The 23,954-nt window shown below is 62.6% G+C and carries 20 protein-coding genes; 7 read left to right on the top strand and 13 right to left on the bottom strand.

The window, feature by feature from the left end:
• Nucleotides 1-68 precede the first annotated feature (68 nt).
• Both ACSH0F_RS00100 and tilS read left to right on the top strand, forming a co-directional pair.
• Complete coding sequence (locus ACSH0F_RS00100; protein ID WP_435198741.1) at nt 69-1,061, top strand: tetratricopeptide repeat protein; 993 nt, start codon at nt 69-71, stop codon at nt 1,059-1,061.
• Nucleotides 1,057-2,031: a tRNA lysidine(34) synthetase TilS gene (tilS, locus tag ACSH0F_RS00095; protein ID WP_435200487.1), complete on the top strand. Its 975-nt coding sequence runs from the start codon at nt 1,057-1,059 to the stop codon at nt 2,029-2,031. The genes ACSH0F_RS00100 and tilS overlap by 5 nt, the downstream gene beginning before the upstream one ends.
• A 19-nt stretch (nt 2,032-2,050) precedes the next feature.
• Here tilS and ACSH0F_RS00090 read toward each other — a convergent pair whose 3' ends face one another.
• From ACSH0F_RS00090 to rimO, 8 genes are all read right to left on the bottom strand, one after another.
• Nucleotides 2,051-2,704: a L,D-transpeptidase family protein gene (locus ACSH0F_RS00090; protein WP_435198739.1), complete on the bottom strand. Its 654-nt coding sequence runs from the start codon at nt 2,702-2,704 to the stop codon at nt 2,051-2,053.
• Nucleotides 2,705-2,779: 75 nt separating this feature from the next.
• Nucleotides 2,780-3,394 (bottom strand): bifunctional 4-hydroxy-2-oxoglutarate aldolase/2-dehydro-3-deoxy-phosphogluconate aldolase, encoded by a 615-nt coding sequence (eda, locus tag ACSH0F_RS00085; RefSeq protein ID WP_435198737.1) that lies wholly within the window; start codon nt 3,392-3,394, stop codon nt 2,780-2,782.
• Nucleotides 3,391-4,362, bottom strand: a complete 972-nt coding sequence (gene glk / locus ACSH0F_RS00080; protein WP_435198735.1) for a glucokinase — start codon at nt 4,360-4,362, stop codon at nt 3,391-3,393. Before glk ends, eda begins: the two co-directional genes overlap by 4 nt.
• 1 nt (nt 4,363) lies before the next feature.
• The gene (gene edd / locus ACSH0F_RS00075; protein WP_435198733.1) at nt 4,364-6,175 is read right to left on the bottom strand and encodes a phosphogluconate dehydratase; all 1,812 of its coding nucleotides are present in this window, start codon (nt 6,173-6,175) and stop codon (nt 4,364-4,366) included.
• Nucleotides 6,168-7,607, bottom strand: a complete 1,440-nt coding sequence (zwf, locus tag ACSH0F_RS00070) for a glucose-6-phosphate dehydrogenase (RefSeq protein ID WP_435198731.1) — start codon at nt 7,605-7,607, stop codon at nt 6,168-6,170. The genes edd and zwf overlap by 8 nt, the downstream gene beginning before the upstream one ends.
• 84 nt (nt 7,608-7,691) lie before the next feature.
• Complete coding sequence (locus tag ACSH0F_RS00065) at nt 7,692-8,489, bottom strand: transglutaminase-like domain-containing protein (RefSeq protein ID WP_435198729.1); 798 nt, start codon at nt 8,487-8,489, stop codon at nt 7,692-7,694.
• Nucleotides 8,490-8,708: 219 nt separating this feature from the next.
• Nucleotides 8,709-11,072, bottom strand: coding sequence for an EAL domain-containing protein (locus ACSH0F_RS00060; protein ID WP_435198727.1), 2,364 nt, complete (start codon nt 11,070-11,072; stop codon nt 8,709-8,711).
• Between the two features lie 250 nt (nt 11,073-11,322).
• Nucleotides 11,323-12,696, bottom strand: coding sequence for a 30S ribosomal protein S12 methylthiotransferase RimO (rimO, locus tag ACSH0F_RS00055; protein WP_435198725.1), 1,374 nt, complete (start codon nt 12,694-12,696; stop codon nt 11,323-11,325).
• A 65-nt stretch (nt 12,697-12,761) separates the two neighbouring features.
• On the opposite strand from rimO, the gene ACSH0F_RS00050 reads away from it, so the two are divergent.
• On the top strand, nt 12,762-13,127 hold the full coding sequence (locus tag ACSH0F_RS00050; RefSeq protein ID WP_435198723.1) for a DUF1761 domain-containing protein: 366 nt from the start codon (nt 12,762-12,764) through the stop codon (nt 13,125-13,127).
• Here ACSH0F_RS00050 and ACSH0F_RS00045 read toward each other — a convergent pair.
• The 4 genes from ACSH0F_RS00045 to serS all read right to left on the bottom strand — a co-directional run bounded on the left by ACSH0F_RS00045 (nt 13,119) and on the right by serS (nt 17,183).
• Entirely contained in the window at nt 13,119-14,258 is a 1,140-nt protein-coding gene (locus tag ACSH0F_RS00045; RefSeq protein ID WP_435198721.1) for a potassium channel family protein, read from the bottom strand. The two genes, ACSH0F_RS00050 and ACSH0F_RS00045, sit on opposite strands and share 9 nt — an antisense overlap.
• The gene (locus ACSH0F_RS00040; RefSeq protein ID WP_435198719.1) at nt 14,255-15,034 is read right to left on the bottom strand and encodes a peptidoglycan DD-metalloendopeptidase family protein; all 780 of its coding nucleotides are present in this window, start codon (nt 15,032-15,034) and stop codon (nt 14,255-14,257) included. Before ACSH0F_RS00040 ends, ACSH0F_RS00045 begins: the two co-directional genes overlap by 4 nt.
• Nucleotides 15,031-15,795, bottom strand: a complete 765-nt coding sequence (gene surE / locus ACSH0F_RS00035) for a 5'/3'-nucleotidase SurE (protein ID WP_435198717.1) — start codon at nt 15,793-15,795, stop codon at nt 15,031-15,033. Before surE ends, ACSH0F_RS00040 begins: the two co-directional genes overlap by 4 nt.
• A 110-nt stretch (nt 15,796-15,905) precedes the next feature.
• The gene (gene serS, locus ACSH0F_RS00030) at nt 15,906-17,183 is read right to left on the bottom strand and encodes a serine--tRNA ligase (protein WP_435198715.1); all 1,278 of its coding nucleotides are present in this window, start codon (nt 17,181-17,183) and stop codon (nt 15,906-15,908) included.
• A gap of 136 nt (nt 17,184-17,319) precedes the next feature.
• Here serS and ACSH0F_RS00025 point away from each other — a divergent pair, with 136 nt between their 5' ends.
• Nucleotides 17,320-18,621, top strand: coding sequence for a sulfotransferase family protein (locus tag ACSH0F_RS00025; RefSeq protein WP_435198713.1), 1,302 nt, complete (start codon nt 17,320-17,322; stop codon nt 18,619-18,621).
• A gap of 48 nt (nt 18,622-18,669) precedes the next feature.
• Here the strand turns inward: ACSH0F_RS00025 and ACSH0F_RS00020 are convergent, their stop codons facing one another.
• Nucleotides 18,670-20,991, bottom strand: coding sequence for a TonB-dependent receptor (locus ACSH0F_RS00020; protein WP_435198711.1), 2,322 nt, complete (start codon nt 20,989-20,991; stop codon nt 18,670-18,672).
• Between the two features lie 123 nt (nt 20,992-21,114).
• On the opposite strand from ACSH0F_RS00020, the gene ACSH0F_RS00015 reads away from it, so the two are divergent.
• From ACSH0F_RS00015 to ACSH0F_RS00005, 3 genes are all read left to right on the top strand, one after another.
• Nucleotides 21,115-21,738 carry a TetR/AcrR family transcriptional regulator gene (locus ACSH0F_RS00015; RefSeq protein ID WP_435198709.1) on the top strand — a complete coding sequence of 208 codons (624 nt, stop codon included), beginning with the start codon at nt 21,115-21,117 and terminating at the stop codon, nt 21,736-21,738.
• A 52-nt stretch (nt 21,739-21,790) separates the two neighbouring features.
• The gene (locus tag ACSH0F_RS00010) at nt 21,791-22,051 is read left to right on the top strand and encodes a hypothetical protein (protein ID WP_435198707.1); all 261 of its coding nucleotides are present in this window, start codon (nt 21,791-21,793) and stop codon (nt 22,049-22,051) included.
• 250 nt (nt 22,052-22,301) lie between these two features.
• Nucleotides 22,302-23,471, top strand: a complete 1,170-nt coding sequence (locus tag ACSH0F_RS00005) for a tyrosine-type recombinase/integrase (RefSeq protein ID WP_435198705.1) — start codon at nt 22,302-22,304, stop codon at nt 23,469-23,471.
• The last annotated feature ends 483 nt before the right edge of the window (nt 23,472-23,954 follow it).

The following is a 23,954-nucleotide window of genomic DNA, read 5'->3' as shown; positions in this document are numbered from 1 at the left end:
TGCATTTGCAAGAGAGGGGAAAAGCCCCTTCACCGCCTCGACAGCTTCGGGGGGGTAAGGCAATTTCCATGATGACGAATTTCCGGACAGGAGCCCAGCCGATGAGTTTCGGACGCAGCCTACGTGCCACCGGCCTCGGTGCCGCCATGATCGCTCTATTGGCGACGGCCACGCCGGCCTTGCCGCAAGACGACAACGCAGAGAACCGCATCCGCCGGTTGGAGAGCGAAGTGCGCGCGCTCCAGCGCAAGGTCTTCCCCGGCGGCGACGGACGCTATTTCGAGCCTGAAATCAGCGCTCAACCGAGCGTGGATTCGACGGCTAATACGTCCTCGACCACCGCGGTTACCGACATCCTTGCGCGGCTCGATGCGCTGGAATCGCAGCTGCAGGCGCAGACATCGCAGATCGAGGAGAACGCCAATGCGCTGCGCCTGCTGACGACGCGGCTCGAAGCGATGGAAGGGACGCGCGTGTCGCCTTCCACCTCAGCGCCAGGCGCATCGTCGCCTGCCACCACGCCTGCCGACAACAACGACAGCATAGTCTCGCCCTCGACCGATGCTGTTGCTCGCAACACCGCGAGCATGACCGGAACCAGCAGCGCGTCGCAAGGACCGAGCGCGGAGCGCCTCGCCGCGGTACAGGCAATCGCCAAGCCGCAAACCGACGATCCGGCGGACGACGAATATTCCTACGGCTTCCGCCTGTGGGATGCCGGCTTCTATCCGGAAGCGCAGCAACAGCTGACCATGTTCGTCGAGCAGAACCCGTCGCACTGGCGCGCGACCTATGGCCGCAATCTGCTCGGCCGCGCCTATCTCGACGATGGCAAGGCGCGCGAGGCGGCCCCGTGGTTCCTCAAGAACTACCAGGACGACAAGGGCGGTGCGCGCGCCGGCGACAGCCTGCTCTACCTCGCCGAGGCTATGATCGCCCTCGACGACACCAATCGCGCCTGCATCGCGCTGGCCGAGTTCGCGGAAACCTATCCTGCGCTCGCAAGCGGCCGCCTGAGTGGGCAGTACGCGACCCAGCGCAGCCGGGTGACCTGCAATTGATAAAGCGGTCGATCCCGATCTTCTGAGACGCTTCGCCGAGGCGGCAGAACGCCTCGCAATTCCGAACCGCGTCGGGCTGGCCGTCTCGGGCGGGCCCGACAGCATGGCGATGTTGTTGCTGGCGCATGGGGCAGGCTTTGATTGCCATGTTGCGACGGTGAACCATGGCCTGCGCGCAGAGGCGGCCAGCGAATGTCGACTGGTCGAGGACCTATGCGGTAAACTCGACGTGCCCTGCCTAATCATCGACATCATGCTGGCGAAGGGGAATGTGCAGCAGGAGGCTCGCCGCGCGCGCTATACGGCGCTGGCGCAGTGGGCGACGCGAGAGAGGTTGGAATTAATCCTGACCGCGCATCACGCGGATGATCAGGCGGAAACGCTGCTCATGCGGCTCAATCGTGGCAGCGGGCTCCCGGGTCTCGCCGGGGTGCGGGAGCGGCGTCTGATTGAAGGCACCGACATCGAACTGGCGCGTCCCCTGTTGGGTTTTCGGCGCAACGAACTCTGGGCGGTGATCGACGGTACAGGAATTGCGGTGGTCGACGATCCCAGCAACCGCGACAGGGTGTTCGACAGGGTCCGCCTGCGGCAGGGCCTGGAGCGGAGCGATTGGATCGATGTCGAAGGTCTCGCACGTTCAGCCAGTCTCATCGAAGAGAGCTGGTCAATGGTAGAGGGTCTCGCTGCCGAAGATGTTACCCTGCATACCAAGCGCCATGGGGAGGCCTTCGCCTACGAGCCCTTTGCAGCGTCGGGAGTCGAGCGCGTCCCGGTCTGGATCGAAGTCGTTCGCATGATTGCCGAAGACCTCGGTGTTACGCTGGCTCGGGGTGATGCAGCCAAGATCGTGGCTGCCTTGCAGGATGCGCGAAAGGTCAACGTCGGTGGGCTTAGCGCCGAAGTCATCGAAGACCAAGGGGCGAAAATCTGGTCGTTCAGACGAGAACCGCCCCGCCGGATCGGCTAGCCCAAAGTCTCAACCCAACTCAGACGATGCTGTCGCCGAGGTTGAGCTTCTCGCCGTCGGTGATTACAACCATGTCGCCTTCCTTGGCGATTGCGAACAGGCGCGAGGCGAGCTCGTCCGGCACACCAACACAACCGTGGCTGGCATAGCCGTTCTGAACTTCGGACCCGCCATGAATGGCGATGCCGTCGGTGGTCAGGAACATGCTCCAGGGCATGGGTGCATTGCCGTATTTTTCGGAAACATTGTGCCGCTGCTTCCACAGGATCGGAAACTTGCCGGTCGGCGTCGGATGATTGTCGGTCCCCAGCATCACCGCCGCAGCGCCGATCTCGTAGCCGCCGCGGAATACGGAGATCACGCGAGCCTCCAGATCGACCGTAACCAGCAGCGGGCCTTCTGGTACGCCTTCATCGTCCCAATGCCATTCGCCATATTTGATCGGCCCGTCGATGGGCAGGATGCGGCGGACGGTATAGAGCCGGTCGTGATCGGCCAGCGCCTTGGCCGCGATCGCACCCATCTGCTCTACAGCGGGTGCCGCGGCTTCAACGGACTCCGGCGCTGCGACAGCCTGATCCTGAGCGTCGACCGAGCCGCTGAAAAACAGCCCGACCAGCACGGCCACGACTGCCAGCGAGGTGCCGCCGATCCATTTGAATGTCGCATCCATGGCAGGAATATGCCCGTTCCGGCCCAGGATTTCCAGTGGCCGGCCCGAAGCGTCTCGCTTCAGCACAGCCGCAGGTCAGGAGGTTAGCGCTGCCGCCTCGCGCGCGACGCGCTCCACCTCCGCTTCGTCGACAGACCCGCGCGGGGCGACCCAGCTGCCGCCGACGCACAGCACCGGATCGAAAGCCAGCCACTCGCGCGCATTGTCGAGGCTCACGCCGCCCGTCGGGCAGAAGCGGCACTGACCGAAGGGCGCAGCAAGAGCTTTCAGCGCCGGCAGACCGCCCGCGGCCATGGCGGGGAAGAATTTGAAATGCGTAAGGCCGAGGTCGAGCCCGCGCATGATGTCGCCCGCATTGGCAATGCCCGGGAGGAAGGGAATGTTCTCGCGGAGCGCGGCCTTGCCGAGCGGTTCGGTCAATCCCGGCGAAACGATGAACTCGCTCCCCGCGTCGATCGCATCGGCCAGCTCGCGCTGATTGGTCACCGTGCCTGCGCCAACGATTGCGCCGTCCACGCCCTTCATGGCCCGGATTGCATCGAGCGCGGCGGGCGTGCGCAGGGTCACTTCGAGCACGCGCAAGCCACCTGCGACCAGCGCGCGAGCGAGCGGGACGGCGTGGTCCACATCGTCGACGACGATCACCGGAATGACCGGCGCGGCGTTCATGATGTCGGCGATTGCGGTCATGCATATTCCCTTGCGAAAGCGGCGGCGGCCCCGAACAGGCCCGGCTGAGGATGGGTGATGAGCTTGACCGGGATCGTGCCCATCAGCTCCTGGAAGCGGCCCTTGGCCTTGAACCGCTCGGCAAAGCCCGATTTTAGCAGCGTGTCGCGGATGCGGTAGCCAAGCCCGCCAGCGATCACCACACCGCCGAAACCGCCCTGCGCCAGCGCGATATCGCCGGCGACGCTTCCGAGTGACAGGCAGAAGCGGTCCACTGCCGCGGCGGCGAGGCTGTCGCTGCCGTCCTGCCCGCGCGTCCAGATAGCCACGTCGTCCTCGTCGGTGACCGGCTTCCCCTCCATCGCCGCGAGCGTCTGGTAGATGTCCGAGATCGCAGGGCCGGACACGACCCGCTCCACCGACACGCGCGTATGCCGCTTGCGCAAACGGGCGAGGATCGCGTCTTCGATGCTGTCGAGCGGGGCGAAATCGATATGACCGCCTTCTGTCGCCGAGACGCGATAGGTGCCATCGGGCTCGCGATAGAGATGGGCGACGCCGAGGCCCGTACCTGGGCCGAGCACGCTCAAGCGACCGGTCGGCGCGAGCGGCTTGTCGGGGCCGGTGAGGTGGATGAACTGGTCTTCGTCCACCCGCGCCACGGCATGCGCGACCGCCTCGAAATCGTTGACGATACAACATTGCTCGACGCCGAGTTTCTCCTGCACCAGCGCCGGGCGGATGATCCAGGGATTGTTGGTGAACCGGATCACATCGCCGCCGACCGGCCCGGCAATCGCCATCGACACGCGCGGCGGTAGCGATCCGCCCTTTCGGTCGCGGAAATCCTCCCACGCAGTCTGGAAACTGGCATGATCCTCGGTGTGGACCGTCTCGGGGTCGTCCAGTGTGATCGTGCCGTCATCGGCGACGGTTGCGATGACGAAGCGGGCGTGGGTGCCGCCGATATCGACGCTTACGAGATCCATCTCACAATCCTGCCATGGCCAGCATCGAGGAAGCGCCCTGTTCGGCACCGTCGGCATTGGCGCGGAACATGGCGAAATACTCGCGGCCCATGCCGGTGTCGGGCGCGGGCACATCGGCGGGCTCGCGCGCGTCGAGATCGGCGATGGTCGACAGCTCGCCGGTTGCCGCGCAGACCTTCACGATATCGCCATCCTGCAGCTTCGACAGCGGCCCTCCGCCGAGCGCTTCGGGGGTGCAATGGATGGCCGCCGGGACCTTTCCAGACGCGCCCGACATGCGGCCATCTGTGACGAGCGCGACGCGATAGCCGCGATCCTGCAGCACGCCGAGCGCGGGGGTCAGTTTGTGCAGTTCCGGCATACCGTTGGCGCGCGGGCCCTGGAAGCGGACGACGACAACCACGTCCTTGTCGAGCTCACCCTTGGAGAAGGCCTCGTTGACGGAGCGCTGGTCGTGGAACACGCGGCACGGTGCCTCGACCGTCCAGCGCTCGCGCTCAACTGCGGAAGACTTGAAACAGGCGCGGCCGAGATTGCCTTCGACCAGCCGCATGCCGCCATCGGCCTGGAACGGGTCGGAGGCGGGGCGCAGCATCTCGGTGTCGCCGGATGGACCCGGGTCCCGCCACGTCAGTGCGTCATCCTCGAAACCGGGTTCGCGTGAATAGCTCTCGAAGCCGCCATCCCAAACGGTGAGGATGTCCGCATGCGCCAGTCCTTCGTCGAGTAGCGTGCCGATGACGTAGCCCATGCCGCCGGCTTCGTGGAAATGGTTCACGTCGCCCGAGCCGTTCGGGTAGACCCGCGCCACCAAGGGCACAGCGTGGGACAGCTCGGCAAGGTCGTTCCAGTCGAAGCGGATTCCCGCCGCGCGCGCCATGGCGGGGATGTGGATCGCGTGATTGGTCGATCCGCCGGTGGCCAGCAGGCCGATAGCCGCATTGACGATCGCCTTCTCGTCTACCACGCGCGACAGCGGGCGGAAGTCCTCGCCCTCCTGATGGATGGCGGCGAGGCGATGGGTCGCTGCCCGGCTCAATTCCTGCCGCAGCTTCGCTCCCGGTTGCACGAAGGCCGAGCCGGGAACGTGGAGCCCCATCATCTCCATCATCATCTGGTTGGAATTGGCGGTGCCGTAGAACGTGCAGGTGCCGGGGGAATGATAGCTGCCCATCTCGCTCGCGAGCAGTTCGTCGCGGCCTACCTTGCCCTCGGCATAAAGCTGGCGGGTCTTCTGCTTTTCCTTGTTGGAAATACCGGTGCCCATCGGCCCCGATGGCACGAAGATCGCCGGTAGGTGACCGAAGCGCAACGCGCCCATTAGCAGGCCAGGGACGATCTTGTCGCAAATGCCGAGCAGCGCGACTCCGTCATACATTGCGTGACTCAATGCGACGACAGTGCTCAGCGCGATCGTGTCGCGGCTGAACAGCGACAGTTCCATGCCCGCCTCGCCCTGGGTCACACCGTCGCACATGGCGGGGGTCCCGCCGGCGACCTGCACAGTCGCGCCGACCTCTCGCGCCCAGATCTTCATCCGTTCGGGATAGCGATAATAGGGCTGATGGGCCGACAGCATGTCGTTATAGGCGGTGACGACGCCGAGGTTCGGCCCGCGCGCGGCCTTGATGGCTTCCTGGTCCTCCTCCGCCCCGGCAAAGGCGTGGGCGAGGTTCGAGCAGGACAGCGAATGGCGATCGACCTGCCGGTCGCCCTCGCGCTCCATCAGTTCGAGATAGTAGCCCCGGCTCTTGCGCGAATTGTCGATCACACGCTGCGTCACGCGGTGGATGGTGTCGTTCAGCTTAGTCATCGTGCCAGGTTACCCCGTCGCGTTCGGCGAGCGCGATGGCGGCGCTCGGCCCCCATGTGCCCGCGGCATAGGCCTTCGGCTCTGTGTCGTTTTCCGCCCACACGGCGCGGATGTGGTCGATGAACTCCCACTGCGCTTCCACCTCGTCGCGCCGAACGAACAGCGTCTGGTCGCCATGGACGAGATCGAGCAGCAGGCGTTCATAGGCGATGCGGCGGACCACATCGGAAAACGCATCGGGCATGGCGATATCGAGCGGAACCGGGCGCAGGCGCAGGCCATCCGTGCCGAGGCCCGGCACCTTGGCCATCATCGTGAGCTGGATGTTTTCTTCCGGCTGGATTTCGATTACCAGCCGGTTCGGTTCGGTCTTCGCGCCGCGCCCCTCGAAAATCGAATGCGGGATGCATTTGAACTGCACCACGATTTCCGTGACGCGCTTGGGCATGCGCTTGCCGTGGCGAAGGTAGAACGGCACGCCGCGCCAGCGCCAATTGTCGACATGGGCCTTCAGCGCGACATAGGTTTCGGTGTCGCTCTCCTTGCCCAGTTCCTCGTCATAGCCGGGCACGCTCTGGCTATCGACGGCGCCCGCGCGGTACTGACCGGTGACGACCTCTTCCGCTTTCACCGGACGCAGCGCACGCAGGACCTTGACCTTCTCGTCCCGCACGGCGGTGGCGTCGAAGCTGGTCGGAGGCTCCATCGCTACCAGTGCAAGCAGTTGCAGCATGTGGTTCTGGACCATGTCGCGCAAGGCGCCGCTGTCGTCGTAATAAGCGACGCGCGACTCCAGCCCGACCGTCTCGGCCACCGTGATCTGCACATGATCGACGTAATTCGAATTCCACACCGGCTCGAGCAGGATATTCGCGAAGCGCAGCGCCAGCAGGTTCTGCACCGTCTCCTTGCCGAGGTAGTGGTCGATCCGGAAAATCCGGTCTTCGCTGAAGGCTTTGGCCACCGCATCGTTGATCTCGCAGCTGGAGCCGAGATCGGTGCCGAGCGGCTTTTCCAATGCTATCCGGGCATTGCCCTTGGTCAAACCGACGCGCTGCAAGTTGGAGATGGTGGGCTCGAACAGGCTCGGCGCGGTCGAGAGGAATATTGCCAGGCCGTCGTACTCGCCGACCTCCTTGGCCAGCTGGTCATAGCCATCGGGTGTGGTCGCATCGACCGGAACGTAAGTGAGACGGTTGAGGAAGTCCGCCATCGGGCCGCGGCGATTGGTCGGCAGGTACTTTTCAAGCGCCTCGCGCGCGAACTGGCGGAATTCGCGGGTCGACATTTCCGAGCGGGCCGTCGCAACTATGCGGAGGTCCGGGTCGAGCAAATGGTCGGCGTGAAGCGCGCAAAGCGAAGGCAGGAGCATGCGCTGGGACAAATCGCCCGTGGCGCCGAAGAGTAGCAGGCGATCGGCCGTGAAATTCATTCGATGCACTCTGCAAACATGGTCGTGTCCCCTCTCGGCTTTTCGCTACCAGCGCCGCGCTCGGCACGCCAGTCGGCTGCATTCCTATTCTTTGAGAACCTGGACACTGCTGGATTTGAAGTCGCTGGCACCGAAGGTGGTCATGAAGCTGACGTCCGCCGCATCGCGCCCGACGCCGATTTTCACGGTCTCTGCCGGATCGGCCATGCCGGTCGCATCGACGATCTGCCAGGTGCCGCCGCCTGCGATCTCGGGATCGGCCAGGAAGACTTCGGCGACAGCGTGGAAATCAGGGGGTGAGACGCCGGGCGAGTAGCAGGACACGTAACGCGCCGGGATCGCACAGGCGCGGGCCAGCGCGACAAGTACGTGAGCATAATCGCGGCACACTCCCTGACGTGTGACGAAACTTTCGACAGCGCCGGTGTCTGGCCCGGACGCACCGGGTGTGTAGGTGAAATTGTCGTGAATCCAGTCACGCATTGCGGCAATTTGGGCACCGCCCTCGAGGTGTCCGAATTCCGACTGTGCGAAAGGCTGAAAACGGTCCGCGTGGCAATATCGGCTGTCCAGCAGGTAGTGGATCGCCTCTCCGGGCAGTTGGTGCGCGGGTAGGGATTGAAGACTGGAAAGTTCCGCCAGTTGGCGTTTGATCTCGATCTTGGCGCGGTATTCGATCTCGCAATGCCCGTCTGCGCTCAGCCAGATCCGTTCGCCGATGTCGTCGTCGGCAGGAACACGGGTGAAATCCTGCCCCCGCGGCAGATGTGTCTCGCATGAAAGAATGGTCTGCTCGGGCAGGGCGGCGGCTTCGAATTGCAGCAGGACGTCGGTCGGACCGTCGACGCCGAAGGCGAAGCGCGTATGGATGGATATTGGCATATGACAGGACAACGTTGTCGGCCCTCGATCGTTTCGGCAATCGAACCCATTGCCAGTCACCCATGGGCCCAAGAAAAAAGGGCCCCGTTAGGGACCCTTTATTCGTTTGGTTTCGCCACGGCGATCAGCCGGTGAAGAACCATTTCCAAATATTCCACATGGTCATACCTCCTGTTGGTAGAGGTATTACCTGCCATTAACCATAGATGTTTGTAAAGTCTAAACCATGTTTGTCAAACGGCCTTCTGCGTTTTTCGCGTTGTATTCCAGTAGCTTGGAGAGCGGAATCGGTCTGCTGAAAAGGAAGCCCTGAAGCTCGTCGCAGCCCATTTCGTTAAGAATTTCAGCTTCTTTCATCGTCTCCACACCCTCCGCGACGACGGTGATTCGCGCCTGGTGGCCCATCTCGACGATGCTGGACACGATTGCGCGCGCCTTGGGGTCATCGACGATCTTCGATACGAAAAGGCGGTCGATCTTCAACTCGTTGAACGGCAATCCGAAAAAGGTTTCGAAATTGGCCGCACCAACACCGAAATCGTCGATCGAAAGACCAACGCCCAATTTGACCAATTCGTCCAGGATCGTCGCCGCCGCTTCCATATCCGCAATCCGCGCCGTCTCGGTAATCTCGAGGGTCAGATAGCCCGGGTCGAAACGGGTCGCCTGCAGCGCGTTGCGGACGAGGCCGACGATGCGCATGTCCCTGAGCAGGGTCGCAGATATATTGACGGAGACCTTGAGCGGGGAATTGCGGAAATGCAGCAACTGCCCGGCCGAACACGCGCTTTGCAAGACATAGCGCGTGAGGTGCTCCATGCGACCTGCCTTCTCGCATTGCGCGACGAAATGCGTCGGTTCGATAAAGCCCTTGGCCGGATCGTGCCAGCGTATCAGGGCTTCCACCCCGACGATGGCGCCGGATCCGCTGTCTATCTTGGGCTGATAGACGCAGTAAATCTCCCCTGCATCCATGGCTTCGTCGATCCGGGCACGGAGCGAGATGTCCCACAACAGGTCGGCATTCTCGCCGCTTTCCGCCAATTTGATGGGATCGTGGGCTTCCGTGGTGTCCTCCGCAGCTGCAATGGCTGCCGGGACGCGGCCCCCGGGCTCGTTGTCGATCGCGGCAACGCCGAAGGTAATGCCAACGTCGATGGACACTTCGCCGACATGGACCGGTGCCGCGAAAATTGCGCGCAAGCCAGCAAGGTGCTCGGTCTGAGCGGAGCTATCCTCGATCGGTGAGTGCCACGCGACGTAGTGGCCCTCGGTAAAGACAGCCAGATCGGGATCGGCCGCGCGCAAACGGTCGATTAGCTTCAAGAGGTAGGTAGTGCGATCTTCCGAGGCGAGGCTTTTGAGAATCCGCTCGTAATTATGCACTTTGGCAACCACGACGTGCCCGGTTGTCACTTTCTCACGGATGAGGCGGCTGTCGAGTGCCTTCAGCGTGGGCAGCCCGGTTTCCTGATTGGTCAGGGCGAGGCGACGTTTGAGGCGCGTTCGGGACCGGAATACCGCGTAGACGGCGAAAAGTGCTAATACGTAAGATACCTCGAGGCGTACTCCGACCCGGGCGGATGCTATCAGCATGGCGGGCACGAGCAGTACAAGTGCAGCATAGCCGAGCCAGCGGGCTTTACGCCGGAATCCGAGCATGATCATCGCTGCCAGCAAAGCGGCGAAGATTGCTAGAGTGGCAATCGCACACAGATGACCAAGCCGCCCGCTTTTGAGCGTTTCACCACCATAGATAGAAATATAGCTCGGAGGCGCGTTCGTACTGTTCGGCACGATGAGGTTGGAGCCAGAGCTATTCCTGTCGTGTCCGATGACGACGGTTTTGCCAGCGAAATCGATGCTGGACGGTTCATCGGAATCGTCAAGAAGCTCGGCAAGCGACGTTGTTGCTATCTGCTGGCCTGAGAAGCCGTAGTCGATTTGGAACTTCCCTTGCGTCGCCCCGCTGGTTTCTCCGCCCAACGATGCGGCGAGCGAAGGGACACGTCGACCGTCGACGATAAATCCGTATTGTGCGGTCCATGCGATGCCGAGGTAATTCGTGTCCCGCCGATCGGCGACTACGCGGGATGACGTCGGCCCGAGACCGGAGAAGCTTCGACGCAACTGCTGGCTGCCGTCCATATCCCCGACGAGCTGATCGACCAATGCAATGCGCGGCCCCAGAGCGTTTATTGCTTCGCGTAGCGAGGCGTCATGCGGCGCGGCTGAAGGCTTGTCGAACACAACATCGAGATAGACCTTGCCGACGCCGCGGCGGTCCAATTCCTCCAGGGCCTTGGCAAGCTGAAGTCGCCGATGACCCGAGTCCGGATCATCGAGAATTTGGTCGCTCCCGACAAAGACGATGTCGCCGGAAGCCTTGTGACCCGCAATCTTGGATTGGAACAGCCACAGGAACTGATCGATGGGTTCGAACAGGAAAACGGCGAACAGGGGGATTACGAGAAGGACCGAGAATATCAGGTGCCGCAGGCGTTCTCCCACGCGCCGGGCGCTCCCCAGCCGCATTCGCGCCGGGAGAAGCCGCTTTCCTGAAAAGGCGCGTTCGGTACCCATCCATGCGCTTATGGGCGTCTTAAGTTTAAGAAACCTTTGACGCGACCCGCGTGTTTTTGCGTCCGGCGCGGAATTGCGCGGGGTCGGGTGGTTAAAGCGCGCTTAGTATTTTTCCGCGCCGATCGGCTCCCGAACTGGTTCAAAGACCGCCTCGGCCGCAAAGAAGCTTAGGATTCTGAAGGGTTGCAGGCTCCGAACGACACTTATCCGTTTTGGTAAACAGCTACTTTGCGCCGGTGCGCCGGAAATTTTATACGATCGTCCCGAACAGATCGTGCGCGTCGCCATCTTCGATCAGGGCCGATACGATGGCGCCGGGCACCAGATCGGACGACGCATCTCGCAAATAGACAGCGCCGTCGATTTCGGGCGCATCCGCCTGGCTGCGTCCGGTGGCGCCGATGTCGCCGTCCTCGTCCGGCGCCCCGACCTCGTCGATGATGACCGGGATAGTCTTGCCCACTTTGGCCTCGAGCTTCGCAGCGCTGATTCGCTCGGTCACTTCCATGACGCGGGCGAAGCGTTCTTCCTTGACCTCTTCGGGCACGGGATCGGGCAGGGCATTCGCCTGCGCGCCCTCGACCGGTTCGAACCGGAACGCACCGACGCGGTCGAGTTGCGCCTCTTCCAGCCAGTCGAGCAGATAGCGGAAATCGTCCTCGGTCTCGCCCGGGAAGCCGACCACGAAGCTGGAGCGGATGGCGATCTCGGGACAAATATTGCGCCAGCTTTTCAGGCGCTCGAGCACCTTGGCTTCATTGGCCGGGCGCTTCATGGATTTCAGCACCTTCGGGCTGGCGTGCTGGAAGGGAATGTCGAGATAGGGCGTGAGCAGCCCCTCTGCCATCAGCGGAATGACCGCGTCGACGTGGGGGTAGGGATAGACGTAGTGCAGCCGCACCCAGGGTGGCATGCCGCCACCGATATCGAGCTGGCCGAGTTCGCGCGCGAGGTCGGTCATGTGGGCGCGCACTTCGCGGCCCTTCCAACTGCGGCTCTCGTGGCGCGTGTCTACGCCATAGGCGCTGGTATCCTGGCTGATGACCAGCAATTCCTTGGTTCCCGCCGCGACCAGCCTTTCCGCTTCGCGCAACACCGCATCGATCCGGCGACTGGCCAGCTTCCCACGCAGGTCCGGGATGATGCAGAAGGCGCAGGAGTGGTTGCAGCCTTCGGAAATCTTGAGATAGCTGTAGTGCCGCGGCGTCAGCTTGATGTCGGGCTGGGGGATGAGGTCGATATACGGCCCCTGGCTTGGCGGTGCATGCTCATGGACGGCTTCGACCACGGCCTCGTACTGGTGCGCGCCGGTCACTGCGAGCACGCTGGGATGAGCGGCGCGGATGGCATCCGCTTCCTCGCCCATGCAGCCGGTCACGATCACGCGGCCGTTTTCAGCAATTGCCTCGCCAATCGCCTGCAGGCTTTCTTCCTTGGCGCTGTCTAGGAAACCGCAGGTGTTGACCAGCACGACATCCGCCCCGGCATAGTCGGGGCTCATTGCATAACCGTCGGCGCGCAGGCGGGTGAGGATGCGCTCGCTGTCGACCAGCGCCTTGGGGCAGCCGAGAGAAACCATGCCGACCTTCTTCTGGTCGGGGATCGAGGTGGTGGAGGTGCTCATATACCGATGTCCGTGAATTTCGCGGCCCCCTACACGAATGGCACCGGCGGCGCTAGGAGGCTTGCATGGGACCGGTAGACTGGATCGCAGTGGCACTGGCGTGGGTGGTCGCAGCCGTGCTTGGCGTGGTTTTCTATGGCAAGCGGGCAACGCCGCGCGGCAATTTGGTCCTGCACGCAGTTGCCGCTCTGCTGTTGCTCGCGAGCGCGGCCATGCTCGGCCACATGTTCGCGCGGGTGGGTGAGGCAACACTGGCGGCGAAGCCTTGGCTCTATTTCATGATGGCGGGCGGACTGGCGTTGACCTTCATTGGACCGGCCCTGTTCATCACTGCCGCCCGGCGCGAGGAGCCGATCGGCAAAGCGCTGTTCGACTGGGGCTACTGGCTGGCCGCGTATCTGGCGATGGGCGGAATCTTCTGGCTAGTCTGAGCCGACCGGGTAGGGCACCCGATCTTCATGGTCGTGCCCGTCGCCCTTGGTGGTGCCATTCGGAGTCGGAACGATCTCGACCACGATATCGCCAGGCTGTAGGTTCTGGCATTCGTCCTCCCAGAATCCCAGCGCCTTGCCGTTGCGATAGACGCGCAGACCACGCCCGCCGGTGCGCAATTCCGAAATCGCGCAGCCGCATTCCTCTTCGGTGATCTCGCGCTCGACCAGCTGGACCCGGCCGGAGACCGAAGCAAGGTCGGCGAGGTAATCTGCGATATGCTCGCCCTTGGCGCTGCCAGCAAGCAGCAGCCCGGTGAAACGCACCGGGTTGATGACATTGTTCGCGCCGGCCTGGCGGGCCAGCGATTCATTGTCGTCGGCGCGGACGACGGCGCTGATCGGCACATTCGGTGCCAGTGCGCGCACGGTCAGCGTGATCAGGATCGTGGTATCGTCGCGCCCGGCGGAAACCAGCACATTCTGCGCCTGATTGATCCGCACCGCCTTCAGCGTGGTATCGCGCGTGGCGTCTGCCGCCATGATGTTGCACCCGAGCGCTTCGGCGTCAGCCAAGCGATCCTCGCTCGGGTCGATGACGACGATGCAACTAGGGTCGACTCCGCGCTCGATCAGCTCGGCAACTGCCTCGGAGCCGGAGATGCCATAGCCCAGCACCACGATGTGGTCCGAAAGCTGTTCCTGGATGCGGGCCATGCGCCATTTCTCCCAGCTGCGCTTGATAATGAAATTATATGCCGTGCCGACGAAAATGAAGAACACGGCAAAGCGAATCGGCGTCACGATGACGGCCTCGACCAGTCGCGCCCGGTCGGAGATCGGCGCGATATCGCCGAAGCCGGTGGTGGTGATCGAGATCATGGTAAAATAGATCACGTCGAGGAAGCTGACCTCGCCGTCGAGATTGTCGACCAGCCCTTCGCGGTCCCACCAGTGGATCATCACCACGATAAAGATGAGAAACAGCGCGAGGCCCAAGCGAATGCCGAGATCGCCCCAGACGGGGATCCTGACTGCGCGGCGCAACGGTTGGAACCGGGGGCCGCGAAAAACCCGTTGGGGTTCCTTCTGCGGGACGACCGTGTCGACTTGGCGATCCTTGCGGCTCATCGCGCGCCTCGCCTGCCGATCAGCTTGGCTGGGTCGACCGGTGTATTGTCCTTGAGGATATCGAAGTGCAGTTCGGGGCGCTGGGCCTCGCCGCCTTGTCCGGCGATGCCGATGCGCTCGCCGGCCTGGACTAAGTCGCCCAGCTTCACAGTGACGCGCGCCAGATGGCCGTAGCGGGTGCGCCAGCCATTGCCGTGATCGAGCACCACGAGCGGACCGAAGCGACCGCTGTCTTCCTGGGCGTAAACGACCTTGCCGCTTGCGGAGGCGCGGACCATGTCGCCGGTCTTCACGGCGTAGTCGATGCCTTCGTGGCCCTTGCCGTCGGCGGTGCGCTGGAAGCCGAGCAATGCCGCGCCGTCATGGGGCGCACGGAAAAACGGACGATCGTGCACGGGTGTGGGCGGAATGGGGCGGGTCGAAAAGGCCGGGATGATCAGTTTCTGGCCGACCCGGATGTTAAAAGGCGGTTCCAAACCATTCGCCACGGCGATCAGGTTGAAAGGCACGCCGTAATCGATCGCGATGGCGAAGCCGGTTTCGCCGCGCTTTACCACGTGGCTGCGCTGGCGCGGGATGGAAAGCACCTGGCCCGCGCGAACGTCGTAGGGTTCGACCAGCCCGTTGGCCGCCGCGATCACCGTTGCCGGAACCTGTGCGCGCTCGGCTATGCCGCTCAGCGTCTCTCCCTCTTTCACGGTATGCTCGGTCTCGGTCGCGGGATTGCCCGCTGCCATCAGCACGAACGCCGCAAGCGCGAGGGCGAGGCGCTTCATCCCGCGTACCGCTCCGCCAGCGAACCGAGCGAGGAATGGTGGGTGAGGTCGAGCTGGAGCGGTGTCACCGACACATAACCTTCGTCGATCGCCTCCAGATCCGTTCCATGATCGAGTGTGTGCTCGATCGCTTCCAGTCCGAACCAGTAATACTTGAAGCCGCGAGGGTCACGCCCTTCCACCACGGTGCCGCGCGAATAATCGTGGAAACCCTGCCGCACGACGCGGATGCCCTTCACCTCGCTGGGCGGAAGGGGAGGGAAATTCACATTGACCAGCGTGCGCTTGGGCAGCGGCGTGTCGAGCAGAGGGGCGAGCACTTTCGCGCCCCATTCCACCGCTGCGCCGAAGGGCACGTCGTCGCCCGCATTCTCCTTCGAATAGACCTGGCTCAGCGCGATCGAGCGCACCCCTGCCAGCGCGCCTTCGATCGCGGCCGAAACGGTGCCGGAATAGGTGATGTCGTCGGCCAGGTTGGCGCCCCGGTTCACGCCGGAAAGGATTACGTCGGGCGGCCCGTCCATTACCTCGCGAAGGCCCATGGTGACCGAATCCGTCGGCGTCCCCGTGACCGAGAAGCGGCGCTCGTCATGCTGGCGCAGCCGCACCGGGCGCGTGAGAGTGAGGGCATGGCCCATGCCGGATTGCTCCTCGTCCGGCGCGCAGATCCAGATGTCGTCGCTGAACTGCCGCGCGATGCCTTCCAGTACCTCGAGGCCCTTGGCGCGAATACCGTCGTCATTGGTGAGGAGAATTCTCAAAGCGCCAATCTTTCTAGCCGTTCGTGCTGCCTGTCGAAGCACCGCTCTTCACTTCCGGCTCGACATATGAAGAAAAGGACAGCCCTTCGACAAGCTCAGGGCAAGCGGAATTATTTGGGCTCCAGTCTTGTAATGCCGCCCATGTAGCTGTGCAGCACCTCCGGCACATCCACGCTGCCGTCGGCGTTCTGGTAGTTCTCCATCACTGCCACCAGCGTGCGACCGACGGCGAGGCCGGAGCCGTTGAGCGTGTGGACGAACTGCGTCTTTTTCTCGCCTTCGGGGCGATAGCGTGCATTCATCCGCCGCGCCTGGAAATCGCCGGTGTTGGAGCAGGAGGAAATCTCGCGCCAAGCGCCTTGTCCGGGCAGCCAGACTTCAAGGTCGAACGTTTTGCGCGCGCCGAAGCCCATGTCGCCGGTGCACAGCAGCATGCGGCGATATGGCAGGCCTAGCGCTTCGAGCACGCCCTCGGCGCATTTCGTCATGCGGTCGTGCTCGGCCTCGCTATCTTCCGGGCGGCAAATGCTGACCAGCTCGACCTTTTCGAACTGGTGCTGGCGAATGAACCCGCGCGTATCGCGGCCGGCGGACCCGGCTTCGGAGCGGAAGCACAGCGTATGCGCGGTGAGGCGCATCGGTTCGGCGAGGTCGGGCAGGATATCTCCTGCGACCGAATAGGTGAGGGGCACCTCGGATGTGGGGACGAGCCAGCGATCATCGGTAGTACGAAAGCTATCCTCCGCGAACTTCGGCAGCTTGTCCGTGCCGTACATCGCGTCGTCATTGACCAGCACCGGCGGGTTGCATTCGGTGTAGCCGTTCTCGCGCGTCTGGCGGTCTAGCATGAATTGCGCGAGGGCGCGGTGCAGGCGGGCGATGTCGCCGCGCAGGAAGGTGAAGCGCGCGCCGGACAGCTTTGCACCGGTTTCGAACTCCATGCCCAACCCGGGGCCGAGGTCCGCGTGCTCCTTCGGATCGAAATCGAACTCGCGTTTCTCGCCCCATTGATGGACTTCGACATTATCGTCCTCGTCCGCGCCTTCCGGCACATCGTCGGCGAGGATGTTAGGTAGGGTCGCGAGCAGGTGGTCGAGCTCTTCGCCTGCGGCCCGCTCGGCCTCCTCCCATCCGGGCATTGAGGCCTTGATCTCGGCGACTTCGGCTTTCAGCGCTTCGGCCTTGTCCTTGTCACCCTGGCCCATCGCCTGGCCGATCGCCTTGGAGGCTTCGTTGCGGCGGCTCTGCGCTTGTTGGACCTTGGTCGTAGCTTCGCGCTTCTTGGCGTCGAGCGCCACGATCCGGTCGGCCACCGGCTCTGCCCCTCGCTTGCGCATCGCGGCGTCGAAACTCTCGGGATTGGCGCGGATGAAAGCGATATCGTGCATAGGCGGGCCTATGCCTTGTCGCTGCGCGCTTGGCCAGAGGGCTAGGGCGCAAAGCCATCGCTTGAGCTTTCGCGGGCACGTCTTTAGGCCCCGCACGTTCAGGGACGACCGGAACAGCTTGAAAGGCATAAGAGACTTGCAAGGCCAGCCAATCGAGCCGCCACGGCGCACACGCTTCATCGATATTGCCGACAAGGTCGTCCGCGCAGGGCGGAAAATCGGTGCCGTCGCGCCTGCAAGGCTGGAGAAGGATTTTCTGCTCGAACAGGCCGCCGAGAAGACCGGGCTCGACGATTTCGGCGATCCGTGGTTCGAAAAGCCGTTCGATGTTTTGCTCGATAGCGTCAAGCGAGAGGCACGGCTCAATGCGGCGGGCGATTTCTCCGCCATGCAGCAGTTCCAGTATGTGCTGGAAAGCCGCCTCTATGCGCAGATGTGGTTCAGGCGGCATCCGGAAATCCTCGCCCGACCGATCCGCAATCCGGTGGTGATCGTCGGTCCGATGCGGTCGGGCACCACGCGGCTCCACCGCCTGCTCGCAAGCGACAAGCGCTTTGCCCATTTGCGCAGTTTCGAGACGATCAGCCCGGTGCCGCGCCCCGGTTTCGAGGACGTGCTAGCGGGCGAGAAAGAGGATTTCCGACCCACGCTGGCCGCGCGGATCATGAAAGTCGCGCGCTTCGCCAATCCGCGCACGCTCTCGATCCATCCGACCGGGCCTTACGAGCCGGAAGAAGAGCTCGGCCTGCTGGTCGCGAGCATGTGGGGCATGAAGCACGATGCGCAGTGGCAGGTGCCGAGCTATTCCGCCTGGTGCGCACAGGAGAGCGCAGTGCCGGCCTATCGCCACATGGCGGACCTGCTGCGCCTGATCGGCTGGAGCCAGCAGGAAAGCAGCCTCAGGCCGTGGATCCTCAAGACGCCGCAGCATATGCTCGACCTGCCCGCGCTGCTGGAAGTTTTCCCCGACGCGCGGCTGATTTTCACCCACCGCGACCCCAAGCAGGTGGTTGGCAGCGCCGCCTCGCTCGCGTGGAACCAGACGATCATCTATGCGGACCATGTCGACCCCAATCGCATGGGCCAGACATGGCTCGACAAAACGGCTGAGATGATCGCAAGGATGCGGGCAGCGCGCGATGCCATCCCGCGCGAGCGCATGATCGACGTGCATTACGACGACATGGAGACCGACTGGCGGGGCACGATGGAGCGGGTCTACCGCTTCCTCGAATTCGACATCGAGCCCGCGCTGGAGCCCATGCAGGGCTTTCTTGACCGCTCGGCCCAGCTCAAGCGCCATCCGCACCGCTACAGCCTGGAAGAATTCGGCCTGAGCGAAGGCCAGGTGCGCGAGCGGTTCGCCGATTACGTTTCGACCTACAATGTCGCGACGGACCGAGAGGCGAGCGAAACGCGTCGCCGGGTGTGGAAATAGAAAGGGCCGGCGTTCGAGCCGGCCCTCTCGTTCAATCCTGAACCATCGTTAGAACTTGAACTCGCCGGTCACGAAGACCCGGCGCGGATCGCCGTAGAAGCCGGTGAGGTTGCCCTCCAGCCCCAGCACCGATCCGGTCACAAAGTCGTAGCCGGCGACGATATAGCGCTTGTCGAACAGGTTCTTGCCGTGGACGCCGATCGACCAGCGATCGCTGTCGGCTGTGTAGACGATGCTCGCATCGACCAGCGCATAGGCATCCTGATCGAGCGGGCCCGGCAGTTCGAACTGGCTGGAATCCCCGCGCATCGACACCGTGCCGATGAAGTCGACGATGCCGCTGGCGACCGGCAGGCCGAGGTCGAAGCTGGCATTGGCAGTGAAATCGGGTGTGTTCTGGAACACCCGCTGGTCTGCCACATCATTGCCGAACGGGTCGATGAACGTGTTGTACTCGGCATCGAGATAGCCGACCGCCCAGTTGAAGTTCAACCGGCTGCCGGCGCCGGCGAAGTCCCGCCCGACCAGCGCGCTGCCTTCGAATTCGATCCCGTTGACATCGGCATCGCCCGCGTTGGAGGTCACGCCGACGAAGGTGTCGCTCACGCCGTCGCCATCGGTGTCGACACCGACCGAGCCCGGAATCTGGATATCGGTGTAGTCGCCCTTGAAGATGGCGAGTGCCAAAAACAGCCGGTCGTCGAGCAGATTGGCCTTCCAGCCGAGCTCGTAGCTATCGACCTTTTCCGGTGCGAAGCGGAGGAACTCGAACTGATCGTCGTAATCGACATCGCCGTCCTGGTCGATGTCCGGCGCCAACGTGGTCTGGCCGCGCGGGTCGAAACTGCCGCCCTTGAAGCCCTTTGAATAGGTGAAATACACCGTTTGGTTGTAGGTCGGCTTGTAGGCGATCGAGGCGCGCGGAGTGAACTCCTTGAACGTCTCGCTGCCGGTGAAATCGCTAGTCACGGCGATGGGGATGGCATCGGACGGCGGGAACAGGTCCGAATAGCCGCCGATGAAGGTCGTGCGCAGCACACGGCTGGTCCGCTTGTCCCAGGTGTAGCGTCCACCGAGCGACAGGCTCAGCTGGTCGGTGATATCGTAGGTAAAATCACCGAAGATCGACCACGTCTCCGTGCCGACATCGCCCAGAGTCTGCGCGTTCAGGCCTGGCAGGCCGACCAGCGCGCCAGTGGTGAACAGCGCCACGTCGAACGCGGTGAAGGCGTTGGCATCGAGATAATAGGCGCCGAGCACGCCGTTCAGGCGGTCGCTTTCGTAAAGCAGCTGCAGTTCCTGGCTGAACTGGTCGTTCTCGTAAATCGCCGGAACGTCGAGGTCGGCAGCAGGGAGGCTGTCGAAATCGATCGGCGTGGTCGACTTATCCTCGCGGTAGCCGGTGATCGACTTCAGCGTGATCGTGTCGCTGACTTCATAGGCGATGGTAAGGCCGCCGCCGTAGGCTTCGACCTCCTGTTCGATCACGTCTAGACCGGCCCGCGTGTCGTAGACGCTGTCGAGGATCGGTGCGCCGCTGAACTGGCCGACGAGCAAGCGGGCGCCCTGACGCGGATCGGAATCGTCTTTCACATAGTCGCCGGACAGGCGGATGAAGAGCGGACCGTTGTCGAACTCGATCGTGCCGCGCGCGGCCCAGACGTCCTTGTTGTAATTCTCGACGCCGTCCTGGACGAGGTTGTTGCCGAAGCCCCCGCGCGAAAGGCGTGCGCCGCTGGCGCCGATCTTCAGCGTGTCGCTGATCGGCGTGGAAGCCGATACGATCAGGTCCGCCTGATCGTAATTGCCCAGCGTTCCGCGCACCTTTACCTGCGTTTCGTCAGGTAGCCGGGCGGTCACATATTTGATCGCGCCGCCGATGGTGTTGCGGCCGTAAAGAGTGCCTTGCGGGCCGCGCAGCACTTCGATCTGAGCCACATCGTACACATCCAGCACGGCAGCCTGCGGGCGGTTGATATAAACGTCGTCCACATAGAGGCCGACACCCGCCTCGAAGCCGGCGACCGGATCCTGCTGGCCGACGCCGCGCACGAAGGCGCTGAGCGTGGTGTTGGTGCCGCGGCTGACTTCCAGCGTTACGTTGGGCACTTCCTGCGCAATCTGGGTGAGGTCTTGTGTGCCGCGCTTTTCCAGTTCTTCGCCAGAGATCGCAGTGACGGCCAGTGGAACGTCGGTGATGCGCTCAACCCGGCGACGCGCGGTGACGACGATCACATTGTCGATCGCCCCCTGATCGTCATCGAGCGCAACTTCGTCGTCTATGTCCTGAGCGACGGCAGGCGTCGCTATCAATGTGGCCGTCGCCACTCCGGCAAGCAGGGCGCACATCGAAAGCCTGGTGCCACGCATACTGTTATCCTCCCACAGATGTTTTCTCGTTACGCCTCCAATACTGAAACCTGAACCACCTTTCAAGTTCGTTCTTGCGGTATATGCCGGTCGCGCATAAAACGTCGGCGGAAGGGGCGGTGAATGCAGCAGCTTACAGATACGGCCGATCGCGTCCCGCGGACCGAACGCGGCCGCAGGACCTTGCGCAAACTGCTCGATGCGGCTGCAGCGGAATTTGCCGAAAGCGGCTTTCACGAAGCATCGATCAGCGGGATCACCCGACGCGCGGGCGTGGCCTTGGGGACCTTCTACACCTATTACGATAGCAAGGACGCGATCTTCCGTGCTCTCGTCGGCGACATGAGCGAGGCAGTCGGAGCCGCAGCGCGCGACGCGATCAAGCCGGACATGGGCCCGCTCTCCGTGGAGCAGGCGGCCTTGTTGGCCTTTCTAAATTTCGCTGCCGAGCACAAGGAAGTCTACCGCATCATCGACGAGGCCGAGTTCGTCGATCCCGATAGCTATCGCGCACATTACGAGCGGATCGCAGATCGTATCGAGCAGCGGCTCACGGCTGGTGCCGCAACGGGAGACCTGCGCGCAGATTTAGGCGAGCCGGAAGCTTGGGCCGTAATGGGGATCAATGTGTTTCTCGGCCTGCGCTATGCGATCTGGGCGAAAGATGGCGATCCGGATGCGGCCACCGTGGCCGCGGCTGCGAACCGCCTGCTCCGAAATGGTATCGCAGGTCCGGACAGCGATTAAGCGTCGGAACGCGCGCGCCTTTCGCCCGTTGAAGGAGCAAAGGAGAATTCATATGATCGGCAAGGTAATCGGAGCATTCGTAGGCGACAGGATCGCCAAGCAAACCAAGGGCGTCGGCGGCGCGACGGGTGCGGCACTAGGCGTGGTGGCAACCACCATGCTTCGTCGCATGAGCCTGCCCACGATGCTTGCGCTGGGTGTCGGCGGCTATGTCGCCAAGAAGTTCATGGACAAGAAGGATGCAGAAGATCGGCAGACACCGCCCGCCACTTCTACCGAACCTTCGGCGACCACGACGACAAAGGCTGCATGAGCGCACCGTCGGATAACGAAAAAGCCGCCTCACTGGGCGGCTTTTTTGTATCTGCTTCGAGGAGCGGTGGTGGGCGCGGCAAGGATTGAACTTGCGACCCCACCCGTGTGAAGGATGGGAATAACGGAAATCTGCGGTTTTCGAAAATTAGGAAATCCAATAAAAACAACAGATATCTCCCGCTGATGTTCGCTGCTGTCCACCCAAGTTTTTCATGTTTTTTTCATGGATTTTAGGATAGCGAAACCGGATGCCAGATTTGAGCCGCATCGGGGATCGTGAAAAGTTGAAGCCGAAAACGGGCGACGAGCCGCATTGGCATCGTCTGCGGCAAGGGGTCTACCTTGGTTATAGGCCATCGAAGAAGACCGACGGCGGCACGTGGTTTGCTAGATTTTACGACGCGGACCGCATTCGCAACAAGCGCAAGCGGCTTGGCGATTACGGCAAGCTTACCGGTCATGATGTCTTCAAGCAGGCCAAGACCGATGCTGAAGCGTGGGCGGCAACTGTGGAGTCCGGCGGCGAACTCGCCCGCGATATGGTGACAGTGAAGGATGCCTGCCTCGCCTACTTGGAGGAAAAGCCCAATTCTATTGCCGAAGGGGTGTTCCGGCGACACGTCTACGACGATCCTATTGCCAAGGTGAAGCTCGACAAACTTCGGCGGCACCACTTGCGCAGCTGGCGCAAGCGGCTGGAAAAGGCGCCCGCCTTGTTGTCCCGGACTAGGGACGGCGAGAAGCGCTGGAAGGAACGAGCCAAGTCGACAGTGAACCGCGACATGGTGCCATTGCGTGCGGCGCTCGGGCGTGTCCTCATGTCCGGTGCCCCCAATACCGATTCAGCCTGGCAGGAGGCGCTCAAGCCCTTCAAGGGTGCCGACAAGCGCCGAGAACTTTATCTGGACAAGGCCGAGCGGAAGAGACTGATCGATACCGCCTGCGAGGAAGTGCGACCGTTCCTAAGGGCGCTATGTCTCTTGCCGTTGCGTCCTGGCTCGCTTGCAAGCCTTGTCGCGCGTGACTTTGACAAGCGCACCCGGACGCTTACAATTGGTAAGGACAAGAACGGCAGCCCGCGGCAGATTTCGTTGCCGCAAGTGATCGCCGATTTCCTTGCCGCTCAGGTGAAGGGCAAATTGCCCACCGCGCCGGTCTTTGCTCGGCGTTCGGGTGATGCTTGGAACAAGGATACTTGGAAACACCCAATCAAGGATGCTGTTAGGGGAGCCAACTTGCCAGATGCCGTGTCCGCTTACACATTACGCCATAGCGTAATCACAGACCTTGTACGCGTGCGCTTGCCGATCCTGACAGTTGCCCAATTGTCCGGGACAAGTGTCGCGATGATCGAGAAGCACTATGGCCATCTTGTGCGCGACGATGCCGAAGACGCGCTGGCGACCTTAATGCTCTAGGATGAGGTCAGCCGATGAGATCTTAGGCAGCATCAGTAAACTGGTCTGGGAGAGAGGATTCGACCCCAGAATAGCTCTCGACCAGAACCGCAGATTTCCGCGGGCTTTGCGGAATTGCCTGCCTCTTGTGCAGAGCTTGTGTGCAAGTGTCCAGTGCATCCGCATATCGCTCCACAATCGCCATAGTTGAGCTAGCTCAAGATAGCTGCCTAATTGGTAACCTTGGGGCGCGAGCGCTCGCACTTGATCTGGGGTTACGCGACCACGGAGTCGTTTGCGGCCGAACTGGATAACCAATGATCTGCGTCACTAAGCCTCGAGGGCAGCCCATTGCGTCGATCGTGCTCATGCGTAATGCACTGCTACCCAACGTCGGACCACGTGGGTCTGGAGTTTTCCGCCTTTCTGCACTGCTACCCAACGTCGGACCACGTGGGTCTGGAGTTTTCCGCCTTTCCCAGATCCGGTGGGCTGGTTGCACCG

The organism is Qipengyuania sp. 902, assembly GCF_051195295.1.
Lineage (GTDB): Bacteria > Pseudomonadota > Alphaproteobacteria > Sphingomonadales > Sphingomonadaceae > Qipengyuania.
Note: the sequence above shows the minus strand (reverse complement) of the source record. Positions and strands in the feature narration are given on the sequence as shown.